Annotated in this window: 17 protein-coding genes; 6 read left to right on the forward strand and 11 right to left on the reverse strand. The window is 46.6% G+C overall.

Annotation, left to right across the window (positions count from 1 at the left end):
- Positions 1-3: 3 nt before the first annotated feature.
- Entirely contained in the window at positions 4-279 is a 276-nt protein-coding gene (locus KN811_RS20245) for a hypothetical protein (protein WP_187964434.1), read from the forward strand.
- A gap of 7 nt (positions 280-286) precedes the next feature.
- On the opposite strand, the gene KN811_RS20250 is transcribed toward KN811_RS20245, so the two are convergent.
- Positions 287-1333, reverse strand: a complete 1047-nt coding sequence (locus tag KN811_RS20250) for a PepSY-associated TM helix domain-containing protein (RefSeq protein ID WP_187964435.1) — start codon at positions 1331-1333, stop codon at positions 287-289.
- Positions 1334-1336: 3 nt separating this feature from the next.
- Positions 1337-3682 carry a TonB-dependent receptor gene (locus KN811_RS20255; RefSeq protein ID WP_187964436.1) on the reverse strand — a complete coding sequence of 782 codons (2346 nt, stop codon included), beginning with the start codon at positions 3680-3682 and terminating at the stop codon, positions 1337-1339.
- A gap of 175 nt (positions 3683-3857) precedes the next feature.
- Here KN811_RS20255 and KN811_RS20260 point away from each other — a divergent pair, with 175 nt between their 5' ends.
- The gene (locus tag KN811_RS20260) at positions 3858-4949 is read left to right on the forward strand and encodes a PD40 domain-containing protein (protein ID WP_187964437.1); all 1092 of its coding nucleotides are present in this window, start codon (positions 3858-3860) and stop codon (positions 4947-4949) included.
- A 49-nt stretch (positions 4950-4998) separates the two neighbouring features.
- Here KN811_RS20260 and KN811_RS20265 read toward each other — a convergent pair whose 3' ends face one another.
- The 7 genes from KN811_RS20265 to KN811_RS20295 form a co-directional block, all read right to left on the reverse strand.
- On the reverse strand, positions 4999-5559 hold the full coding sequence (locus KN811_RS20265; protein ID WP_187964438.1) for a TlpA family protein disulfide reductase: 561 nt from the start codon (positions 5557-5559) through the stop codon (positions 4999-5001).
- 69 nt (positions 5560-5628) lie between these two features.
- On the reverse strand, positions 5629-6180 hold the full coding sequence (locus KN811_RS20270) for a redoxin domain-containing protein (RefSeq protein WP_187964439.1): 552 nt from the start codon (positions 6178-6180) through the stop codon (positions 5629-5631).
- A gap of 109 nt (positions 6181-6289) precedes the next feature.
- Complete coding sequence (locus KN811_RS20275) at positions 6290-8554, reverse strand: aconitate hydratase (RefSeq protein ID WP_187964440.1); 2265 nt, start codon at positions 8552-8554, stop codon at positions 6290-6292.
- A 316-nt stretch (positions 8555-8870) separates the two neighbouring features.
- Positions 8871-9284 carry an OsmC family protein gene (locus KN811_RS20280; protein ID WP_187964441.1) on the reverse strand — a complete coding sequence of 138 codons (414 nt, stop codon included), beginning with the start codon at positions 9282-9284 and terminating at the stop codon, positions 8871-8873.
- Entirely contained in the window at positions 9281-11176 is a 1896-nt protein-coding gene (locus KN811_RS20285; RefSeq protein WP_187964442.1) for an amino acid ABC transporter substrate-binding protein, read from the reverse strand. The genes KN811_RS20280 and KN811_RS20285 overlap by 4 nt, the downstream gene beginning before the upstream one ends.
- 166 nt (positions 11177-11342) lie before the next feature.
- Positions 11343-12872 carry a glutamine-hydrolyzing GMP synthase gene (guaA, locus tag KN811_RS20290; protein WP_187964443.1) on the reverse strand — a complete coding sequence of 510 codons (1530 nt, stop codon included), beginning with the start codon at positions 12870-12872 and terminating at the stop codon, positions 11343-11345.
- 156 nt (positions 12873-13028) lie between these two features.
- Entirely contained in the window at positions 13029-14402 is a 1374-nt protein-coding gene (locus KN811_RS20295) for a pyridoxal phosphate-dependent decarboxylase family protein (protein WP_187964444.1), read from the reverse strand.
- A 175-nt stretch (positions 14403-14577) separates the two neighbouring features.
- On the opposite strand from KN811_RS20295, the gene KN811_RS20300 reads away from it, so the two are divergent.
- The gene (locus KN811_RS20300; RefSeq protein WP_187964445.1) at positions 14578-15132 is read left to right on the forward strand and encodes a pyridoxamine 5'-phosphate oxidase family protein; all 555 of its coding nucleotides are present in this window, start codon (positions 14578-14580) and stop codon (positions 15130-15132) included.
- Positions 15133-15228: 96 nt separating this feature from the next.
- Here KN811_RS20300 and bshC read toward each other — a convergent pair whose 3' ends face one another.
- Positions 15229-16830, reverse strand: coding sequence for a bacillithiol biosynthesis cysteine-adding enzyme BshC (gene bshC, locus KN811_RS20305; RefSeq protein ID WP_187964446.1), 1602 nt, complete (start codon positions 16828-16830; stop codon positions 15229-15231).
- A gap of 219 nt (positions 16831-17049) precedes the next feature.
- Here bshC and KN811_RS20310 point away from each other — a divergent pair, with 219 nt between their 5' ends.
- Both KN811_RS20310 and KN811_RS20315 read left to right on the forward strand, forming a co-directional pair.
- Positions 17050-18807 (forward strand): M23 family metallopeptidase, encoded by a 1758-nt coding sequence (locus KN811_RS20310; protein ID WP_187964447.1) that lies wholly within the window; start codon positions 17050-17052, stop codon positions 18805-18807.
- Between the two features lie 123 nt (positions 18808-18930).
- The gene (locus KN811_RS20315; protein ID WP_187964448.1) at positions 18931-19560 is read left to right on the forward strand and encodes a hypothetical protein; all 630 of its coding nucleotides are present in this window, start codon (positions 18931-18933) and stop codon (positions 19558-19560) included.
- A 115-nt stretch (positions 19561-19675) separates the two neighbouring features.
- Here KN811_RS20315 and KN811_RS20320 read toward each other — a convergent pair whose 3' ends face one another.
- Entirely contained in the window at positions 19676-20824 is a 1149-nt protein-coding gene (locus KN811_RS20320) for a cysteine desulfurase family protein (RefSeq protein ID WP_187964449.1), read from the reverse strand.
- 275 nt (positions 20825-21099) lie between these two features.
- On the opposite strand from KN811_RS20320, the gene KN811_RS20325 reads away from it, so the two are divergent.
- Positions 21100-22056, forward strand: coding sequence for a hypothetical protein (locus tag KN811_RS20325; RefSeq protein WP_187964450.1), 957 nt, complete (start codon positions 21100-21102; stop codon positions 22054-22056).
- Positions 22057-22120 lie beyond the last annotated feature (64 nt).

A 22120-nucleotide genomic window follows, 5' to 3' on the forward strand; every position in this document is an offset into this window, starting at 1 on the left:
TACATGAGCATTGGAAACGAACAGCTTTCGGGGCAAAACCATATTGCGGTTAACGGAAACCATATCATGGCCAGCAGAAACGAATCCCCGGGCGTTAGAAGCGAACATGTTTCCAGTCAAAACCATATCGTGGCTAACGGAAACCATGTCGTAGCCCGCAGAAACCAATACAGGACCATTAGAAACGAACACGTTTCCAGTCAAAACCATATCGTGGCTAACGGAAACCATGCCGTGGCCGGCCGAAACGATATGGTCCCTGCATATCAGGACAGCTGAACGCCTGTTATTTTTTCTTCTTCTTTTTCAGCCTTAACCTCCATATCACAAAACCGGTAATGGACAAAAAAGGCCCCGATAATCCTACGATGGCGTAAAGGATCTTTCCGAATATCCCGGCAAACTGGCCGAAATGCAAGGGGGTTATCATACTGTCAAGCCGGTAGGAAAGTGGTTTGTCGGCAATTTTCACCACCTTTTCTTCTTTTCCTGTTTTGTAATTCAGCTGAATTTTGTTGTAATGCATGCTGTAATAAAAGGGGTCATCGTTAAACAGGCCATTGATAACCACACCGGAAGTTTCGTTCGAAGGCAGGCGGATGTACTCTGCCTTAAAATCCGGGTGCTCCTCCGTAAGTCTGCCAAGAGCTGTTTCCAGGGAAATAGCTAACTGTGGCGGATGGGGTTCTGACGCCTTTTTGAAACCCGCCTGTACCACTTTGTATCCTAAAAAGATCCCGGTAATGACCAGGACCAGGTTAAGCAACAATGCCCAGACCCCTACATACCTGTGCAAGCCCGAATAATACGCCTGCTTATTGTTCTTTTTTATTTTTGTCCTGAACAACAGGGTCCTGAAAAAAACCTTCCGGTACAAAACAATACCGGTGATGATGGAAAATAAGAACAGTATCCCTGTAACCAGTACTAAAATCCTCCCGATAATCCCTGCGTGCAAAGCATAATGGAGCTTTAACAGCCATTTGGTAACATGGGTGTGTTCATCTATCTCTCCAGTGATCTCACCCGATCCCGGATGTGCGAACACCAGTTTCCGGGCTTCCGGGCGGCGTAGGTTAAAGACAAAGGTCTCCCCTTTTTTCAGATGAATGATCCGGGTGTTCCACTCCGGGTATTCTTTTTGGACATTTGCCACAGCAGCATCCAGGTTAAAGGCTTCCGGGTATCCCCTGGCTTCGTATTTTTTAAAAATGGCCGCGTCGATCTCCTCATTAAAGACTAAAACAGAGCCGGTAAGCCCTATGATAAAAAGGAAACTACCGGCTATAATACCAAAAATGGAATGATATTTTAATAAGGCTCTATTGTTCAAAAACTACAACTTAACTGTGAGTGAAACATTGAACTGGGTTCCGTTGGCTTTAATATAATTGAAGTCCCTGGCCGCCCATTGTGCAATTAAAGGGTAATAATCGGTGTTGAACAGGTTTTTGATACCGACACCCAGTTTTGTGGAAGGCGTCAATTGATAATGAGTGGTGAGGTTTACGATGCTAAAATTTTCCACAGGCCCTTTTCCGTAAGTGTAATCTCCGGAATCAATAGGTTCAAAACGGTCCCTGTCCCCACTAAAAATATGTGATAAACGAATGTCGAACTTGTTTTGCCATTTATACGACAAGTACGAAACGACTTTTACCGGCGATATCCTTTCACTTCCCATATAGCTTTCATAATCCCCGTTATCATCACTGTCTAATTTTCCTTCGGTATAAGATACAGAAGTTCCGAAATCCAGGTTTCTCATAAGTTGCGTATTCAACGAAAATTCAAAACCATATACTTTTTCCGGCTGACGTAAAATTTCAAAAGCCCCGCTTTCGGTCTCGTTATAAGTCGATCCCAGGTCGGAAGTACTGATAAAACCGGCTCCGCTTAAATATACGTTCCCCAGGCGGCTGTTAAAGCCTATTTCATAATTATTGGCAATAACTGCTTCCGGATCGACCTGGCTTACCGTATTTTCGGTGGCGGAGCGCAGGATCCTCCCCAAATCGGCAATTGAGAAACTTTGGGAGAAGCTGACAAAGGGCTTAAAGAAACTCCATTTATTATATCTTAAACCTACATTAAAGGTGGTGGCATTGTAATTCAGTTTTCCGCCTTCCACATCAACTCCGCCACTGTTAGGCGTTGTTTCTCCTGCATTGTATCGTGTTAAGGTCGTGTAATCCGGAATGTCGATCTTTATGTTCTCAAACCGGATACCCGCTTTCAGCACAAAATTGCCATACATGGCCTTGAGCTGCGCATAGGGGGCAAAGTTGTTCATGTCCAATTGAGGCACCCAGGGCCTTCCGTCTACCAGTTCCTGGGAGGTCTTGTCGTTCAGGGCATCCATACCATAGAGGATATCTCCCGTTACCGCTCCGAAATCATAGGATGTCTTAAAATTAAACCTTGCTCCTTTTTTGGTGGAAAGGATGCTGGACTGCCCGCCCTCATAACCCAGGTCAGGGTCGTAAAAGTTCTCGGTATAACCGTAAACGGTCTTAAAACCCTGGTAATACATATTCAACCTGAAATCCGTATTGCTGAAGATCCGGTTATAATCATAAGTAAGCTGAATATTATGGTTATAGCGATTTCCCTGATCCTCTCCGGGTTCTTCTCCCGGCACTCCAATAGAAGGCGTTTTACCGTATTCCCCCAACTGGGTTATGTATTGTGTATCCTGGTTACTACTGAAATAATTATACATAAGTTCCACAGACTGCCTGTCGGTGATCGTATAATTTAATTTTCCGAACAAACTGTACTGGCTGGTTTCTCCCAAACCGTAATAAGGCGATGTTACTACGCCGTCGGCATCCTTAAAAACCCCGGTTTGCCTGAAGCCGGCGCTTGCCACATACTTAAACTTGTCAATATGGCCGGAAAAGGTCTGTGTAATATTGGAGCCCACGGTATTGTCTATTTCAACCAATGATCCACTGGCGCCAACTACCGTAGTACTTTCCAGTTTTTTATTGCTTTTTGGCTTTTTGGTAATATAATTCACAATACCTCCATCGGCACCATTTCCATAGATCGCGGTAGCTCCTTTGATAACTTCTATACGCTCAATGGTGCTCGGGTCGATGGTATTGATATCCCTTCCCCCTTTTCGCAACGGAGTAGACTGCGGGATCCCGTCGATAAGGACCAGCATATTACGCCCCCTCAGGGTCTGGCCGGAATTACTGGTCTGGTTAGTACTAAGCGTTATTCCGGGGACTTCTGTCAATATCTCGGCCACACTGTTACTGGTTTCAGCAAGGGCTCGTACCCGGGTGGAAGACAATACCGAAACCGATGACGGCACCTCGTCCAGCGTTTCCCTTGTTCTGTTGGAAGTGATAACCACTTCACTGAGTTGTTCCAGCGATTCCCCAAGGGTAACATTTATGTTGGTATTATTTCCGGGGATTATTTCAACTTTCCTGCTGACTGTTGTATAACCAATCGCCGAAAATACAAGCGTGTATTTTCCGCTTTCCCTGAAATTTATCCGATAATTCCCTTGCTCATCCGTAGTAGTACCTTTACCGTTTCCCTTCACCAAAACCGACACATACGGAACGGGAAGATCGTTTTCGTCGGTCACTTTTCCGCTTACTGTGGATTCCTGGGCATAAGCGTAACTACATAAGAGGAAACAAAACAGTACAAGATATTTCATTTAATTTTGTTTTTATTTAGATCATTTATAATTAAGGCGCAAAATTAACATGATTTAGATTTGATCCAAATAATTCAACAGATAAATTTTGTTAGATCTTAACAATCTGTTAACGCCCAGTACGTTAAGAATAAATAACTACATTTGAGACAGATAACAGAAAACCTGATGTCAAATGAGCACTAAAAAAAAGACATTAAAAACCTGTAAGAAAGGACATCAATATTACAGGAGTTCCGTGCTTTTATCCGTATTATTTTTATTGATTCAAAGTGTATCCGGACAAAAAGCACCTTCAGGAAACCGCCCGGCGGTCCATGACAAAGGAACCGACACTCTCCCTCCTTACGCTTTGGCCGCTGCACATGGCCAAAAAGCACCGGTACTGTTTGCCCCAGGGGTGATATCGACAGGCGATGATGATGCCCACGCTACTTTTACCAAAGACGGGAGCACCGTGTATTTTTTAAAAAGTACCCCGCAATTTGACCACTGGACGGTTGTTGTCTCCCACTTTAAAAACGAACATTGGACAACTCCGGAAGTCGCACCGTTTTCGGGACGGTACAGTGATGCCGATGTGGCCTTTAGCCCGGATGGCAATACCCTGTTCTTTATTTCCGATCGCCCCGTTAAAAAAGGAGACAAGGTAAAGGCGGATACCGATATATGGAAAATGGAAAAAACAGCGGAAGGATGGGGCAATCCCCAACATATAGCTGCACTGAGCAGTCCGGGATCTGAATGGTTTCCGACCGTAACCAAAAACGGAACGGTCTATTTTGGTTCCGAAAGGCGGGAGGGCAATCTGGGGCCTGAAGGTACCAGCGACCTGTGGCGTTCGAGATCAATGAACGGCCGGTACACCGAACCGGAAAACCTGGGCCCTGTGATCAATACAGCAGGGCAGGATATAGAGGCTTATATAGATCCGGATGAACGGTTTATGATCTTTTCTTCCAACGGCCGGAAAGATACCCGTGGGGCATACGACCTTTATATCAGCTATAACAGCAATGATAAATGGGGCGAGCCGCTTCATCTCGGAGATACCGTCAATTCCGGGGGATGGGAATTTGGCGCCAAACTCTCTCCCGACGGCAGGTACTTGTTTTTTACGAGTAACCGACGTTTATACGACAAACAATCAAAACAAAGGTTAAGCTATGAGGAGCTCATGGAAATGCTCCATAGTCCGGGCAACGGAATGCGGGATATCTATATGATAGCAGTCGACCAGTTACCACTTTTCTCCAAAACACATTAGTACTATCCGGGATCACTTATTCACATGAACAGTTCTTCCAAACAAAACCTCACTCCTGCAACAACCTGTCCAGCAACGCTTTTACCTTATCGCTATCCCAGTCGGCCGCACCTTTTTTTTGCACGACCATATTTCCTTTTTTGTCAAGTATCCAGGTAGCTGGTATGCTCGAAGAGTACATTTTTTCCGGGGCCCTGGTCATTGGAGTATACACGGGGAGGTTCCATTTCTTTTTGCCCAGAAATTCTTTTACTTCTCCCATATCTTCCCCAGTGACAAAGAGAAACACCACCTTGTTGCCATAACTTTCATACAGCCTTTGCATATCTGGCATTTCGGCAAGACACGGAGGGCACCAGGTGGCCCAGAAATTCACCAGCACCACTTTATCCCTGGCGGCATTGAAATCATAGATTTTTCCGTCTGCTGACCTCAGGTCCCAGTTATAGCTGCCAATATTATCCCTATCCTCTACCGGGGTCTCGGACGGGCTGAAAGCGATGAGCCTGTTTACCCATATCTTTACCGTAGTCCCGGCAGGGGTAAACAAAATGAGCACTGCAAAAAGCAGCAGGGCAAGATTGGACATCTGTTGTTTCGAAATTTTCATACTCAAAGGCGTTTCTTCATCAAGTCCTCGTTCTCATGTTCAGATCATCCCGGTTTTCCATCGTTAAACTCACTTTGTTAAAGTATCCAGAAGCTGTCTTATTTCCCTGCTGTCCCAATCCCCTACTCCTTCCTGGCTGGCAGCTATGTTCCCCTCTTTATCCACAATATAGCCGGAAGGGACTTTTTCAGGATCAAAAGGCATTTCCTCCCCGATGATCAGATAGGTCACGGGAAAAGTATATCCTCTTTTTTCCATCAGTTTTTCTACCGGCTCCTTTTTTTCATTTGTAATGATATAAAAATCCACCTTGTCGCCGTAATCGTCATAGAGCTTCTGAACGGCTTCCAGTTCTGCCACGGAGGGAATGCGCCAGGAAGCCCAGAAATTCACAAAAACGACCCGCCCTTCAGACTGTTTGAAGTTGAATACCTTCCAGTCTTCGTCCTTCAGCTTCCAGTCATAGCCCGATATTTTCTGTCGTTTCTGCGGTTTTGCTATTTCCGGAGTTGAAGCGAACAATTTATTGAGCAGAATTTTACTTTCATCCCCCAGAGGGGTGACAAAAAAAGCCAATACAACCAGTATCAGCAGTATGTTTATTACGGTACGTTTCTTCACTGTCTATGCTTTTGCCCGATATATTTGCCCGGTACTGTCTCCACAAAAATAAAAAACTCCCTGTTACGGGAGTTTTTTTAAATGTTTATTTCTTTATTTCCGGTACGGCTTATGCTTTACCGGCAGCAATAAGGTTTAACGCAGAACCGGCTCTGAACCAGGCGATCTGTCCTTCGTTGTAGGTGTGATTGGTTTTTATCACATCTTTACTGCCATCGGCATGTACCAGTTCGATAGTAATGGGCTTACCGGGCGCAAATCCTTCCAGGTCTACAAAATTGAACGTATCGTCTTCCTGGATCAGATCGTAATCGCTCTCATTAGCGAACGTAAGCCCCAGCATTCCCTGCTTTTTTAGATTGGTTTCGTGGATACGTGCAAACGATTTTACGAGAACCACCTTAACACCGAGGTGACGGGGCTCCATCGCGGCATGCTCCCTGGAAGAACCTTCTCCGTAGTTATGGTCTCCGACTACTATGGTAGGGATCCCGGCCGCCTTGTATTCTCTTTGCGTATCCGGCACACCTCCGTATTCACCGGTGAGCTGGTTTTTCACAAAATTGGTCTTCATATTGAACGCGTTCACCGCACCGATAAGGCAGTTGTTGGATATATTGTCCAGGTGTCCGCGGAAACGCAACCAGGGACCTGCCATGGAAATATGGTCCGTAGTACATTTTCCATAGGCCTTGATAAGCAGCCTGGCCCCGGTAATGTTTTTACCATCCCATGGCTGGAAAGGACTTAACAACTGAAGGCGCTCGGAAGTTGGCGACACCGATACTTCCACTCCACTGCCATCTTCGGCAGGAGCCTGGTAGCCTGCATCTTCCACGGCAAAGCCTTCGGGCGGCAATTCATAACCTCGTGGTTCGTCCAGCATTACTTCTTCTCCGTCTTCGTTGATCAGTTTGTCTTTGAGCGGGTTAAAATCCAGCCTTCCGGAAATGGCAATGGCCGTAACCAGTTCGGGCGACCCCACAAAAGCCATGGTATTAGGGTTACCGTCTGCCCTTTTGGCAAAGTTCCTGTTAAAGGAATGCACTATGGTATTGCGTTCTTCTTTTTCTGAACCGGCACGGTCCCACATTCCTATACACGGACCACAGGCATTGGCAAATACCGTAGCCCCGATCTTGTTGAACGTATCGATAAACCCATCCCTTTCTATCGTAAAACGCACCTGTTCCGAACCGGGAGTGATGGTAAAGTTAGATCTTGTCTTGAGTTTTTTATCGGAAACCTGTTTGGCCAGGGATGCCGCCCTGGATATATCCTCGTAAGACGAGTTGGTACAGGAACCGATAAGTCCGTATTCCACTTTCAGCGGCCAGTCGTTCTTTTTGGCCGTTTCTTTCATTTTAGATACAGGCGTGGCCAGGTCGGGAGTGAACGGGCCGTTCAGGTGTGGTTCCAGTTCGGAGAGATTGATCTCTATCACCTGGTCGAAATACTGTTCCGGATTTTCATAGACTTCAGGGTCTGCCGTCAGGTATTCCTTCACTTCGTTTGCTGCATCTGCAACATCAGCACGATCTGTGGCACGCAGGTAGCGGTCCATGGATTCGTCATAACCAAAAGTAGAGGTGGTAGCCCCAACTTCGGCGCCCATGTTACAGATGGTCCCTTTACCTGTACAGGACATCGCTCTTGCTCCTTCTCCAAAATATTCAACGATGGCTCCGGTACCTCCTTTTACGGTGAGGATCCCGGCCACTTTAAGGATCACATCCTTGGGAGCGGTCCATCCGGAGAGTTTTCCGGTGAGTTTTACCCCGATCAGTTTCGGGAATTTGAGTTCCCATGGCATTCCGGCCATAACATCCACGGCATCGGCACCACCGACACCGATGGCTATCATACCAAGCCCTCCGGCGTTTACGGTATGTGAATCCGTACCTATCATCATTCCTCCGGGGAAAGCGTAATTTTCGAGAACTACCTGGTGAATGATCCCGGCACCGGGTTTCCAGAAGCCTATTCCGTATTTATTAGATACTGATCCCAGAAAATCGAATACCTCATTACTTGTTTCGTTGGCTCTTTTAAGATCCTTATCCGCGCCTATCTTGGCCTGTATGAGGTGATCGCAGTGTACCGTAGTAGGCACTGCCACCCGGGGTTTTCCTGCATGCATAAATTGCAACAGTGCCATCTGGGCCGTAGCGTCCTGGCAGGCAATCCTGTCTGGTGCAAAGTCCACATAATCCGCCCCCCTTTCAAATGCCTTGCCGGGATTTCCGTCCCATAAGTGCGCATATAAAATCTTTTCGGATAAGGTCAGCGGCTTGCCTACAACCTCACGGGCTTTATCCACCCGCTCGGCGATTCCAGCGTAGACCTTTTGAATCATATCAATATCAAAAGCCATAGTCTATAAAGTTTTTTATTTTGAAAGTCCAGCAAAAATACGAAATCGCCAACACTTTTTAAAGTTTTTAATATTTCCTTTTCTTTAGCAAACAATTCGTAATAAACACAGCCAACCCACCCCTTATTTTGCGTATTTGGGATTTTAGGTGTGAACAAAATACAATATTGTTAAAATACAGGTGAAAAGTACGGAAAGACCGGGTTATTGATTTTATTTATAGGGGGATAATAAAAAGAAATTTTAAGAGATTTACCCGAGAGTTTGAAACTCGCGGCAGCAATTACAGGATGGCCTGACATGGCCTTAAAACCATTTATGCTATGGTCTTTGCCCAGTTAAATACGATCTCTTTTTCTATATCGGGATGCAGGCTGTGATGTACCGGACAGGTGTTTGCAGTATTTTCGAGTATTTTTCTGGTTTTTGCATCCGGGTTGGCAGGAAAATTCAGGACTACTTTTATTCCCGATATACGCCTCGGATTGACAGCCATGGTCTTGGTTACTTCTGCCATTGTTTCCGAGAGGTCCACATCCATTTCGCGTGCTTTTATCCCCATAACGGTAAGCATACAACTGGCCAGTGCCGTGGCTACGGTATCGGTCGGGGAAAAAGCCTCCCCCTTTCCGTTATTATCCGTAGGGGCATCGGTAATAAAGGTATTGCCCGAACGCAAGTGTTCACATACGGTCCTGAGATCGCCCTTATAAGTTACTTTTGAAGTCATTTTACTTCCTCTATTTCCAGTTTGTTATTGTATTTTACGATATAGGTCCCGTTGTTGTAATATCCGCCCTGGGATGTTTTGTGATACTTGAACTTGTTCTCCAGGTATTTTGTTTCTCCTATGCGCGAAGCAGTCTTAAACAGGTCTTTGTCATAGGCAAGCCTGAGGACAACATCGAGCATAAGGTCGTATCCCCTTGCGGCATAGCGGTTGGGCGTAATACCATACTTCTTTTCATAAGCCTTGACAAAAGGGCTGTTTTCAGAAGAAGCCTTGTCCACCGTGGGATAGTGCAGGTTAAGATTGGCCAGGTGGAAATTGGAAACGCTTTCTGAATCGTATGCATTTCCTTTTTTGGTGGTGAACATGGTTATCCTGTGCTGTTCGGACCTGGCGGAATTGAGCACTCCGGTAACGTTGGTAAGCATCACAATGTCGTTGGTCTCCACGATAACCCAGTTTTCCTTTTCTGCACTTAACAGTCCTTTCAGTTCATTGAGCCGGATAAACTTGTCTCCGGTGGGATTGAGAACCCTGACATTTTCGATCTCACCGGTCAGCTGGTCCCGTACCCCCGCGTTTTGGGAATCTGCAATAACAATAATCTGTCTGTCTACGGCATTCGCCCTGATGTAATTGATCATCTTTTCGCGCAGGACATTATCGTCCGGAACGGTCTGGAATATATTATTCAGCGGCCGTACCTTACCGGAGAAAGGCAGGAATGCAGGAATACCCCTTACACCTCCCGCAACTTCATTGAACGGCTTGGAAAGGAAAGGCCCGATCACAGCATCCATGTCCCGGAAATCATTTGCAGTCAGTAATCTGCCGGTCCCTACAATACTGGCCCTGCTGTCCAGTACCCTGACATTCACGGAAAGCCCCATCTGTTTTGCAGAATCCAATGCGGCAAGAGCTCCGGTATAAAAATCGAGGGAACGACTCAGTAATTTACTATCTCTTATCTTTTTCTTATAATCACTTTCCGTCCCCAGTTCGTTCAGCTTAAAAGGGAGTACCAGTGCAATATCGGATACAGACCTCCGGTCTATACTGTCCATAAGATTGAACCTTTCGGTCACTATTCCGTCTTCTATCTCCAGGCTTCCGGATAGGGATTTCGGCAATTTGAGCACCATACCCGCCTTAAGGCCATTTTCTTTTAACTCGGGGTTAAGGCCTTCCAGTTCTTCGCGGGTTACACCCAGTTTCACCTTCAGCCTGTAAAACCCTTCTTTGGGTTGTACTACATAATAATTATGGGAATCGTCTATGGGTTTTTCAGTCTTTTCCGGATGGTCCGGCACCTGTAACTCCTGTCCCGGCTTAAGTACATCTCCCATATCCGGGTTGAGCTCTTCGAGCTCCTCGATTGTAATACCGTGTTTGTAGGCCACGCGCCATTTACCTTCTTTGGCCTCTACGATATAGGTCTTAGTATGTTCGGCACCCTCATCTTCTTTGAACACCTCCACAGTTTTGTGTTCATACCGTGGTACGCGTATTTTCTCTCTTTTTTTCAGCGGCCTGCTGTACAATTCCTTATTATATCTCTTTATATCACCGACTCCGACACCATACAAATTGGCTATGCTGTACAGGGTTTCTTTTCTTCTTACTTTATGGGTAATGAAAGACACGACATCCTGTGCTATTTCAGCACCTTCCTTTTTTGCTTTTTCGGATACGGGAATGATAAGAATGGTGTTTACCGGGAGGCCATTTTTCACTTCCGGGTTCAACCTTATGATATCCGAGGGGTTCACCTGATACTCCCTGGCGATGCTTTGTATGGTTTCTCCCCGTTTTACCGCATGAGTATCAAACTCCTGTGCATGGGCGAAAAAACCAAAAAGCAATACCAGTGATAATATAATAAATCTAGTCATCTCTTTCTCTTTTTATTATTTGGGCAGGCTTTCCCCATCTCTCCCAAAAGGAGAACGTTTTTTTAATCTTTTAAGATCAAAATAAACTTCGAACCTTCCCTTCGGCTTTAGTTTACACTGAGCACGGCCGAAGTGTTCAGGGACCAAAACTTTAAACCTGAAACTCTTATTCCCACTCTATGGTAGCGGGCGGTTTGGAGCTGATGTCATACACTACTCTATTAACGCCCTTTACTTTATTTATTATATCGTTAGAGGTCTTTTGTAAAAAATCGTAAGGCAGGTTTACCCAGTCGGCGGTCATCCCGTCCGTACTTTCTACTGCCCTGAGGGCCACACATTTTTCGTAGGTACGCTCATCGCCCATTACGCCTACCGAATTTACCGGGAGCAATATTGCCCCGGCCTGCCATACCTTGTTGTAAAGGCCCCAGCTTTTCAGTCCGTTGATAAAAATATCATCGACCTCCTGCAAAATACGAACTTTTTCCGGAGTGATGTCCCCGAGGATACGAATAGCGAGTCCGGGACCGGGGAAAGGGTGCCTTCCCAGCAGCCCGGCATCCATATCCATGGAAGCTCCTACTCTTCTCACCTCATCCTTGAACAACATTCGAAGCGGCTCTACGACCTTCAGTTTCATAAAGTCCGGCAATCCGCCCACATTGTGGTGGCTTTTTATCGTGGCCGAAGGCCCGTTTACGGAAATCGATTCTATGACATCGGGATATATGGTTCCCTGTCCGAGCCATTTAACATCTTTTATTTTGTGGGCTTCATCGTCAAAGACCTCGATAAACGTACGCCCTATGATCTTTCGTTTCTGTTCCGGATCGTCCACTCCCGCCAGTGCATTCAAAAAACGTGCCGAAGCATCGACCCCTGTAATGTTGAGTTCCATGCCTTCGTAGCGCTCCAGGACCCTTTCAAATTCATTTTTGCGGAGCAGGCCGTTATTTACAAAAATACAGTGCAGGTTTTTACCTATGGCCCTGTGAAGCAGCATCGCAGCCACGGAAGAATCCACACCACCCGAAAGGGCGAGTACTACCTTGTCATTGCCCAGTTGCTCCTTAAGCGAAGCCACCGTCATATCGACAAAATTGTCTGGTGTCCAGGTCTGTGCCACTCCTGCAATGTTCACCAGGAAATTTTCGAGTATTTTCTTTCCGTCGGTAGAATGGTACACCTCCGGGTGAAACTGTATGGCATAGGTAGGCTCTCCTTCTATTTTATAGGCTGCGTTCTCCACATCGGACGTACTGGCCAGTATTCTGGCATTGTCCGGCAGCTTTTTTATGGTATCACTATGGCTCATCCATACCTGTGTTCCCAGGGGAACGCCTTCAAAGAAAGGTTCGTCCTCGATAATATACGACAAATTGGCCCTGCCGTATTCCCTCGTGTTTGAAGCCTCTACGCTTCCACCTCCGAAATGAACCAGGTATTGCGCGCCATAGCAAACCCCGAGCAGGGGCATTTTTCCACGAATGGCAGACAGATCGGGATGAGGGGCATCCTCTGCCCTTACCGAATAGGGGCTCCCGGAAAGTATGACCGCTTTAAAACGGGAAATATCGTCTGGTAAATGGTTAAATGGGTGTATCTCGCAGTATATGTTGAGCTCGCGAACCCTTCGAGCAATGAGTTGTGTGTACTGCGAACCGAAATCTAAAATAAGTACATTGTGTTGCATGCGCAAAAATACTACTAAATCTCAAATATCAAACCTTAAATTCCAAATTCATCCGGGGAGAATCTGTCGTCAAGGGCGGGATGGTATTCGGTGATCGGTGTCGGTCATTGACACATTGAATACTGATTACTACTGTTTACCGAATACCCTTTCACCCTACTTCATCGTATCCAGAATAAGTTTTATATCTTCTTCCGTCGTATCGGGATTGATAAAACAGAAACGGGAAACGGTCTCATAGGTGTCTCCGGCCTTCCATTTTGTAGGGGTTACCAGGGCTATGCCTTCCTTGTGGTTCTTGTACGTCCAGTGGGTATAATCTTCCGGGGTCCATCCTTTTCTGCGGAAAAGCACGCAGGAGAGGCTGGGTTCCCTGACGAGTTCCAGGTCGGGGTGTTCTGCGATCAGTTTTCCGGCTGTTTGTGCGAGTTCTATTCCCCTTTCCACTGCTTTCCTATACATATCGGTGCCGTGCATGGCCAGGGAAAACCAGAGGGGCAGTCCCCTTACTCTCCGGGTCAGCTGCACCTGGTAATCTGCCGGGTTAAAGCCCCGGGCGCCCTCGTCCTTAAAAATATCGAGGTAGGAACCTTCCTGGGCATGGGCTTCCCGGGCGAGTTCCGGGTTCTTGTAGATCACGGCCCCGCAATCGTAGGGTGAAAATAACCACTTATGCGGATCAATAGTAATACTGTCTGCCTTTTCTATACCTTTAAAGAGGTGCCTTACGGAATCTGCTGCCAATGCTCCGCCGCCATATGCGGCATCGACATGGAACCAGAGTTTTTCCCGTTCACAGATCGAGGCTATGCCGTGAAGGTCGTCTATGATCCCGGCATTGGTAGTTCCGCCGGTGGCCACTACGGCAAACAGCCGGTCCCGTTGTTCCGGAGTAAGTCCGGCTATGGTTTCTTCCAGCCCTCCCCCGGTAAGCCGGTCTTCGGTATCCACAAGGTAAACATCGGCATCGATCACCTTGGCCATTGCCTTGATGGAAGAGTGCGCCCCTATGGAGGTGATGATCATTCCGCGGTCTCTCCTATGCTCTCCGGAAACAGACCTCCATGCTTCCCGGGCCGTGACCATGGCAGACAGGTTGGCCGCCGTTCCGCCACTGGTAAAGACCCCGAATGCACCTTCCGGCAATCCGGTGAGAGAGACCAGCCATTTCATAGCTTCATTTTCACAATAGATCCCGCCTGCGCCTTCCATCCAGTAAGCCCCGTGAATACTGGATGCCGAGGTGACCAGGTCGAACATCACGGCCGCCCGGGTAGGCGATGCGGGCACAAATGCCAGGTGCCTGGGATGGTCGATGGGAACCGTAGCCCTGACCAGTACATCCCGGAACAACTGGAAGGCCTTTTCCCCGCCTATACCTTCGGGGGTAACGGTTTCTCCGACAAGCCTCCGGAGCTCTTCCTCTTTTTTCGGGTGGCCCAGTTCCGGTGAAGTATGCGTGATCCTGTTGATGGCGTACTTCATAATATCGAGCGTCATCTCCACCACATCCATGTCTATATTGTGCATATCCTTTCCTTTTTCCGGCAAAGATAGGGTATTCGAGTATACGAGTGCGCGGGTTTACAGGGCTAAATATTGTCAATACCTTATCCATATACCCGTATACCCGCACACTCGTATGCCCATACACCACGCATTCCATTATGAAATATGAAAAAGAAATCGTAAATTAATACTCTTAATGCGGTTTAACCAACAGAACATGCTCGACTCCATAAAAAACGACCTCCTCAAAGCTACGAGGAAGCAGCGGCACCGTTTCCGCTATTTTTCCATGGCCACCTGTGGCCTTCACGGCCATGTACGGCAACGCATGCTCGTGCTGCGTGAAGTAGCGGACGATTTTACACTGACCGCCTATACCGACAGTCGCTCCAAAAAGATAACCCATATCAAGGAAAACAGCGAAGTAAGCCTCCTTTTTTTCGATCCCCGCAGGTTTGTTCAGATAAGCATCACCGCCAAGGCCGCGATAGAAAAGGATGAAAAGACCGTGCTGGCACTGTGGGACCAGATAAAGCCGAGATCGCGAAAAGACTATATTACAGAATTGCCCCCGGGAACCGTGATCCCGGACCCTTCGGGCCTGGAACACCAGGACAATGTTCATTATTTTACGGTATTGAGGCTCTTTCCGGAAAAGATCGAATATGTAAAACTGCAAAAGATCCATCACCTCCGCATACTTTTTGTCCGGGAAGGTAATTCCTGGAGCAGTAATTACCTTGTGCCCTGATGAGGGACGGGGAGATGAAGTGAGGGGGAGGCGGATGAACCGGGAAACCACAACTGGCAATGATTCGATCCGGCATAACATACATTCATGGAAATGTTATAATGTCAATACACTGAATCCGTCTTGCAGGGGTTTTAATTCCTTCATAAGTTTCGGAACAAGTTCTTCCCCGTATTCCAGGTAGAATTGCGAAAAATTCACAACTCTTTCCTGAAGCGAGCCGTTGGGGAACAACTGGTTCTGTATCTCCGTGATCCGGATCACATGATCGGAAAGTTTTCGCTTTTGTGCTTTTAACAGGCGTTTTTCAAGGTTGTCCAGCCCCCTGAGCTGTTTTACCTCCTGGGCCTTTACAGCATTTAAAAAGGTTTTATCGGTCTGATCGGCGAGTTCGTACATAGATTTGAACTGCTCCTGCAGGTGTTTTTTCTGTGGCGAAAAATCAATATCGATATTGCTGATCTCCCTGACCTTTCTATTGATAAAGTCATCGCGCTTCAGGAACAGGTTGCTCGCGGATATGTTCAGCTTTTTCATTTTTCCGGACTGTGCGGCATTTACAAGCAACACGGAATTGCGGAGCAACAATACGGGAAACGGCACTTTTACCTGTTGAAAAAAGCCTTTCAGTTGCAGCCAGTACGCTATTTCGCCGCCACCGCCGATATAACACAGATTGGGCAGGATCACCTCCTGGTATAACGGCCGTAGCAATACATTCGGGGAAAACTGCTGCGGATCTTCACGCAGGTGTTCCAATAGTTCCTCTTCTTTCCATTTTATATCCGTGCCATGCACAAAATATCCTTCATCGTTCTTTTCTATCCGTTCCCGGAGGCCGTCCTGCAGGTAAAAGAGATTGATCTCCCTGGGGTTTACCTGTATTCCGTATTCCGGGTTTACTGTTTTCAGTGCTTCTGAAGCGGCAGAAACGCTTTGATACGCCGTATGCCGGGCCAGGTCTTCCTGCATGTATGGGACAAAGCATTTTTTTAACGCCTTGTCATTACCGTCCACAATCACCAGGCCGTATTCACCAAACAGTTCATTGACCAGGAAGCGGGTGGCCTCTGTAAGGTCTTTATGTTCCAGGTATGCTTTTTGAAAGAGGTCTTTGAGATATTCCGCATGCCGCCCGGCCCCCAGTTCGGAGGCAAACAGGTGTAGTACTTCGTCCAGCCCTTCTGTGGAAAGTGCTCCTACGGCACCCCCGGAAGCCCTGTTCCACTGAAAATTCTTTCCGTTAAAATTAAAATGACTGATCTCTTCGAAATCGTGGTCTTCCGTGGCCATCCAGTATACCGGTACGAAGTGATAAGCGGGATAGGCCGATTTCAATTCAGCAGCCAGGTTGACCGTAGTGATGATCTTATACAAAAAATAAGAAGGCCCCGTAAAAATATTCAACTGATGACCCGTAGTTACTGTAAAGGTATTGTTTTCCGACAGGGACCGTAAGTTGACAAGAGTAGCTTCCGAAGCCGGGGTATTTTTATATTGTTCCTGCAGTGCCCCGGCCAGTACGCTTCGCGTTTCCTCAGAAAAAAATGCTTGTTTTTCCTCAATCTGCTTCTTAAATTCCCCGATTTCCGGAAAACGCTCATAAAAGGGGCGCAGTGCCTGTTCCCTTTCGGTATAATCACATATCAATTTTGAAAAATATCCGGTTTCCCTGAACGAAATACACTCTGCAGGCATAATAACTATTAAGATTTTTGATGCGTAAAGATAAAACTCTTTGCGGTATGCTTTCTAAAAATTACGTTAAGAATGGTCCGGTTGCCGGTTGCAGGTTACCAGTTGCCAATTTAAGGTTTATCTTCCATAGGTATAATCACCGGCAACTGGTAACTGGTAACCGGCAACTGAAATTAAACTTATTTCTTTATTTTAGCACCCCAATAACCAAAATGATCCATGCGTTTATTCTATATATTTTTTATTGTACTGACTTCTATTACTGTTTCTGCCCAGGAAAACCACCCTTCAGATTCGCTCAGGGACCTCCCTTCGACTCCACTCAGGGACCACCCTAAAGATTATTTCCGTGCTCCTTTGAACATCCCCTTATTGTTATCCGGCACTTTCGGCGAGTTGCGATCCAATCATTTTCATTCAGGCACCGATATCAAGACTCAACAGCGTCAGGGGCTCAAGGCGCATGCTGCTGCCGGAGGATATGTGTCGCGGATAAATGTATCCCCCTGGGGATACGGTAAAGCTGTGTATATAACACATCCCAACGGCTATACATCCGTGTATGCCCACCTCCAGAAATTTGCCCCGAAAATAGAGAAATATATCAAGGAACGGCAATACCTCAAGGAATCTTATAAAATAGAGCTCTTTCCGGCTTCCGGCGAACTACCGGTGGAAAAAGGGGAAGTTATTGCCTATACCGGGAACACAGGTGGAAGCGGAGGGCCCCACCTCCATTTCGAGATACGGGACACCAAGACGGAAAAGCCCATCAACCCCTTGTTTTTCGGTTTAAAAGTCAAGGATTCCCAGCCTCCCATGGTCCAGGAACTTTATGCTTACCCGCTGAGCGACTCTTCACAGGTCAACCGGTCCGGGACTCCCATACCGATCTCCTTTAGCAGGCAGACAGACGGCACGCTTCTTGCCGACAAGGTTTATGCCAGCGGCCCCATTGGCTTCGGTATACGGGCCTATGACAGGCAGGACCTGGCCTATAACAAAAACGGGGCCTATGCCGTACAAATGTCGGTAAACGGCACCGCATACCTCTATTACAATTTCGATACCTTTTCTTTTGCAGAGAGCCGGTATATCAACACGCTTATCGATTACGGCCATTATGCGCGAAAGCGACAGCGAATACAAAAATGCTTTATCTCACCGGGCAACGTGCTGAGCATTTACGGCCAGAAACTGCACAATGGCATTATTGATATTGAAGAGGGAGCGGATTACAATGTCATTATCGAGGTCAACGATTTTGAAGGGAACAAAAGCACCGTACAAATCCCGGTCACCGGAAAAAAAGAAAATATAGTCCATAAAGCAGAAAAGAAAACAACTCCCTACCACCTAAAGAGCAACAGGGACAATATATTTACCATTGGAGACGTCACCGCGTTCTTCCCTGCCAATGCCCTTTACGAAGACCTGTATCTCGACCTCCGGGATAACGGGGACGGCACCTATGAAATACACAACGACGAAGTTCCCGTTCATCGGAACTTTACGCTTTCTTTTGACGTTTCCGGCTATACGGAAAAAGTAAAACAACAGCTTTTTATAGCCCGTCTGAACAGCCGGGGCCGCCCTTCCTATTCCACTACCTACAAGCGAAAGGATACCTTTTCGACCCACACCAGGAACCTGGGCACCTATACACTGGAAAAAGATACGGAAGCCCCGAAAATAACCCCGGCCAACTTCAAGGATGGGCAGTGGCTGTCCAATTACCGTTACCTAAAATTGAAAATATCGGACGACCTCAGCGGCATAAAAACATACAGAGCCACCATAAACGGCAAATGGATATTAATGGAATACGAACCAAAAACCAACACACTTACCTATAATTTTGACGATCTCCGGTTTTCGGAAAACAAACATCAACTGGAAGTGAAGGTTACTGATAATGTGGAAAACAGCAGCACATTTAAGGCCACATTTTACAGGGCAAAAAGCAAAAAACAGTAACTTTGCCCCTCCCCTCGGCTTCGCTCGGGGACCGGATATAATCGAATATAAACAGGACCTGCTCCCGGTCCCCGAGCGAAGCCGAGGGGAGCCAAGGGGATTATTCAGCTTAAATATATACAAGTGAAAAAAATATTGCTTTTACTGGTTTTTACATGTTCCGTTTCTGCTTTTGCACAAAAGACCATTTATGAGAGTTCCCACTTCGAGGAACTGAGCAAGCACCATAAAACGCTTGCCATTCTTCCATTTTTTGCTACCCTGCAACTGGACCAGAAGGAAAGTTTTTCGACCGAAGAACTGGAAAAACAGGAAGCCAGGGAAGGGTATGCTGTACAGAATGCGCTGGAGAGCTACTTTTCCAGAAAAAAAAGCCGTAAAGGCTTCAGCGTGAATTTCCAGAATATCAAAAACACCAATGCCCTGCTGAGCAAAAGCAACATATCCATGAAGAACCTGGATATCCACACCACGGAAGAGCTCTGCAAAATACTGGGAGTAGACGGTATTATAAGCGGTAACCTTACCCTTCGGAAACTGATCTCCAAAGGTGTGGAAAGCCCGAGCCTTTTTGATATCATCTCCGGCAAGAGCGACTACGGCAGGATCGCTGTCAAAGTCAGTGACGGAAAAAGCGGAAAACTACTGTGGAAATTTGAAAAGACCATAACCAGGAAATCGGGGAAGAATACCCAGGATATTATAGAGTCTATCATGAAAAAGGCATCCAGGAAGTTTCCTTATAACCAGTAAGATTAGTATTCAGTATTCGGTGGTCGGTATTCAGTTGTTCCTTTCGAACACTGTTCAAAAACACGGATTACTGAATACCGACCACCGATCACCGAATAATACCGATTACCAAAAATCAGGATTCCCCGAAGTCCTTCAGGGTATTTACTACGTAATCCAGCTCTTCTTTGGTGTTATACCCGGAAAAAGAGAACCTGAGTGAAGGTTTCCGGAGCTCTTCTTCACTGAGAATGGCATTCAGCACATGTGAACCGGCAAGACTTCCGCTCTGGCACGCACTCCCCTCGGAACAGGCAATGCCCTTCAGATCGAGATGGAACAACAACATCTGGGCCTTGTCCTTACTGAACGGCAGGCGTACATTCACCAGGGTGTATGTACTTCCGGTATCGCTTGCACTGTTCCCGTTAAATTCCACTCCCGGTATTTTTTCCCGGAGCTGTTCTACAAAATAGGTTTTGAGCCCTTTTATGTAATTCCTTTCTTTTTCAAGTTCTTCATAGGCCCGTATCACCGCCTCTTCCATCCCGACGATGTTGTGTACGCTCTCCGTTCCGGCGCGGTATCCCCTCTCCTGTTCTCCTCCGAAAATAAGAGGGTGCAGTCCGGACTTTTTACGGATATAGGCAAACCCCACTCCTTTGGGCCCGTGAAATTTGTGAGCCGCCGCTGCCAGGAAATCTACTCCTGTTTTTTGCGTATCCCATTCCCAGTGCCCTATGGACTGAACGGCATCGGAATGTAGCAGGGCGTTGTTGTCTTTGCATATCCGTGCCACTTCATCCATATTTATTTTATTGCCGATCTCGTTGTTTACGTGCATAAGGCTCACCAGTTTCTTTGTACCATCACCCTGAAGCAACCACTCCAGATGCTCGTTATTCGGTGTACCATCGGGGTCCGGAACCACGTATTTAACGGTAATGCCATATTCGTTTTCCAGTTGTTCCACCGTATGCAAAACGGCGTGGTGTTCTGTCTTAGACGTAATGATCGTCTTTACTCCAAGATCGCGTACTGCGCTCCGAAGTATCATATTATCCGCTTCCGTCCCCCCTGAAGTGAAAATAATTTCTGAAGGAGAAGCATTGAGGTAGCCCGCAATGGTCTTTCTCGCCTTTTCGATGAGGGTACGGGCCGAACGCCCAAAACTATGAGTGGAAGAAGGGTTGCCGTAATTTTCACGGAGGCTGGCCGCAAGCACTTCCAGTACTTCGTCCCTTACTCTTGTTGTGGCTGCATTGTCGAGGTATATCTTATCCATCGGTTGTTTTTAAATTATATGGATTTTTGTCCGTTACACATACATTCCCGCTATACTGTAAAAATCTATACCGTTAAAAATCTTTCATTGCTGCTCACGCATAATTGACAATCAAAAATTTTCACGTAAGTTTGTTTCGGAAATGTCTCTGCAAATTTAAGAAACTGTTTTAATGAATTTGCAGGAAAGGCAACAAACAAAGATTTTGTCTTAACAACAGGTCTCCCGTCAGGATCATATCGTCGGGAACCATAAGGATTATGCAATTTAAACAGATGAGAAATATTTTCTTTGGCACATTCCTGGCCGCTTTGACACTTTCAGGATGCAACGACGGGGACATGGACATAGACCGTGTGGACTTCTCGGAAGGCAGCATAGAGAATTGTTCTGACAGTTTTAAAAATAGCGGGCTGCTGTTTAAAATAGTGGACAGTGAAGTCCTGATCCTGGAACTGGAAAAAGGTTTTCTCGGCAACAGGAAAACCCAAGACAGTATAGACAGCAAGATCCCGGATAAATCCAAACTGTCTTACCGGTATTTTGACGGCACCGTGAGCAAAGATTATTTTTGTAATACCGTAACCCCGGCCACTCCTTCCGTTCTCCAGGAAATAGTGGCTACGGGAGGAACCATACGGGCTCTTACAACCCCAAAAACCGATGGCAGTGGTTTTAACCATGGTATCGTTATCCATGATGCCGTATTGGTCAACAATGCCGGGGAAAAGGTCATTGAAAGAAGGTTCAGCCTCGGTACCTTCGGCACCGCTCCGCCCGATGCGGCTACCGGAGTTGATTTAGGCAATGTCATACACTGTAACGATACCCTGCTCTACCGGACAGGGCCCGGAAATAACAACAAGGGAATGGCACTGGTCCTCGACCTGGAAGAAGGCATGTTCCCTAAAGAAATCACAACAGAACAGGATACCATTACCAGTATCATCGGCGAAGGCTCCAGGGTCTTCTTCGACATCTTTGACAGTGAACTGCCGGACAACTATTATTGTATGCAGGAAAAACCTGGAACCCCGGTACGGGAAGCCCGGTACGAAGCTACATTTGGAAAGGTCCGGGTCGTCACTTCCGAAGCTGAAGACGGAAATGGGATTGACCATCAGATATTGCTTGAAAGCATGATCCTGCTCAACAGTGACGAAGAAAGGCTTCATGGTGCCAACACCTCTTTCGGCACCTATACCGTTAAGAACGAAGACGGTACCCCGTAACAACCAGATATATAAAAGTAGAAAAATTTTGTAGTAACATTTATTAATCGTAATATTGCAATAT

The sequence above is a fragment of the Sinomicrobium weinanense genome, from assembly GCF_018863395.1.
GTDB classification, from domain to species: domain Bacteria; phylum Bacteroidota; class Bacteroidia; order Flavobacteriales; family Flavobacteriaceae; genus Sinomicrobium; species Sinomicrobium weinanense.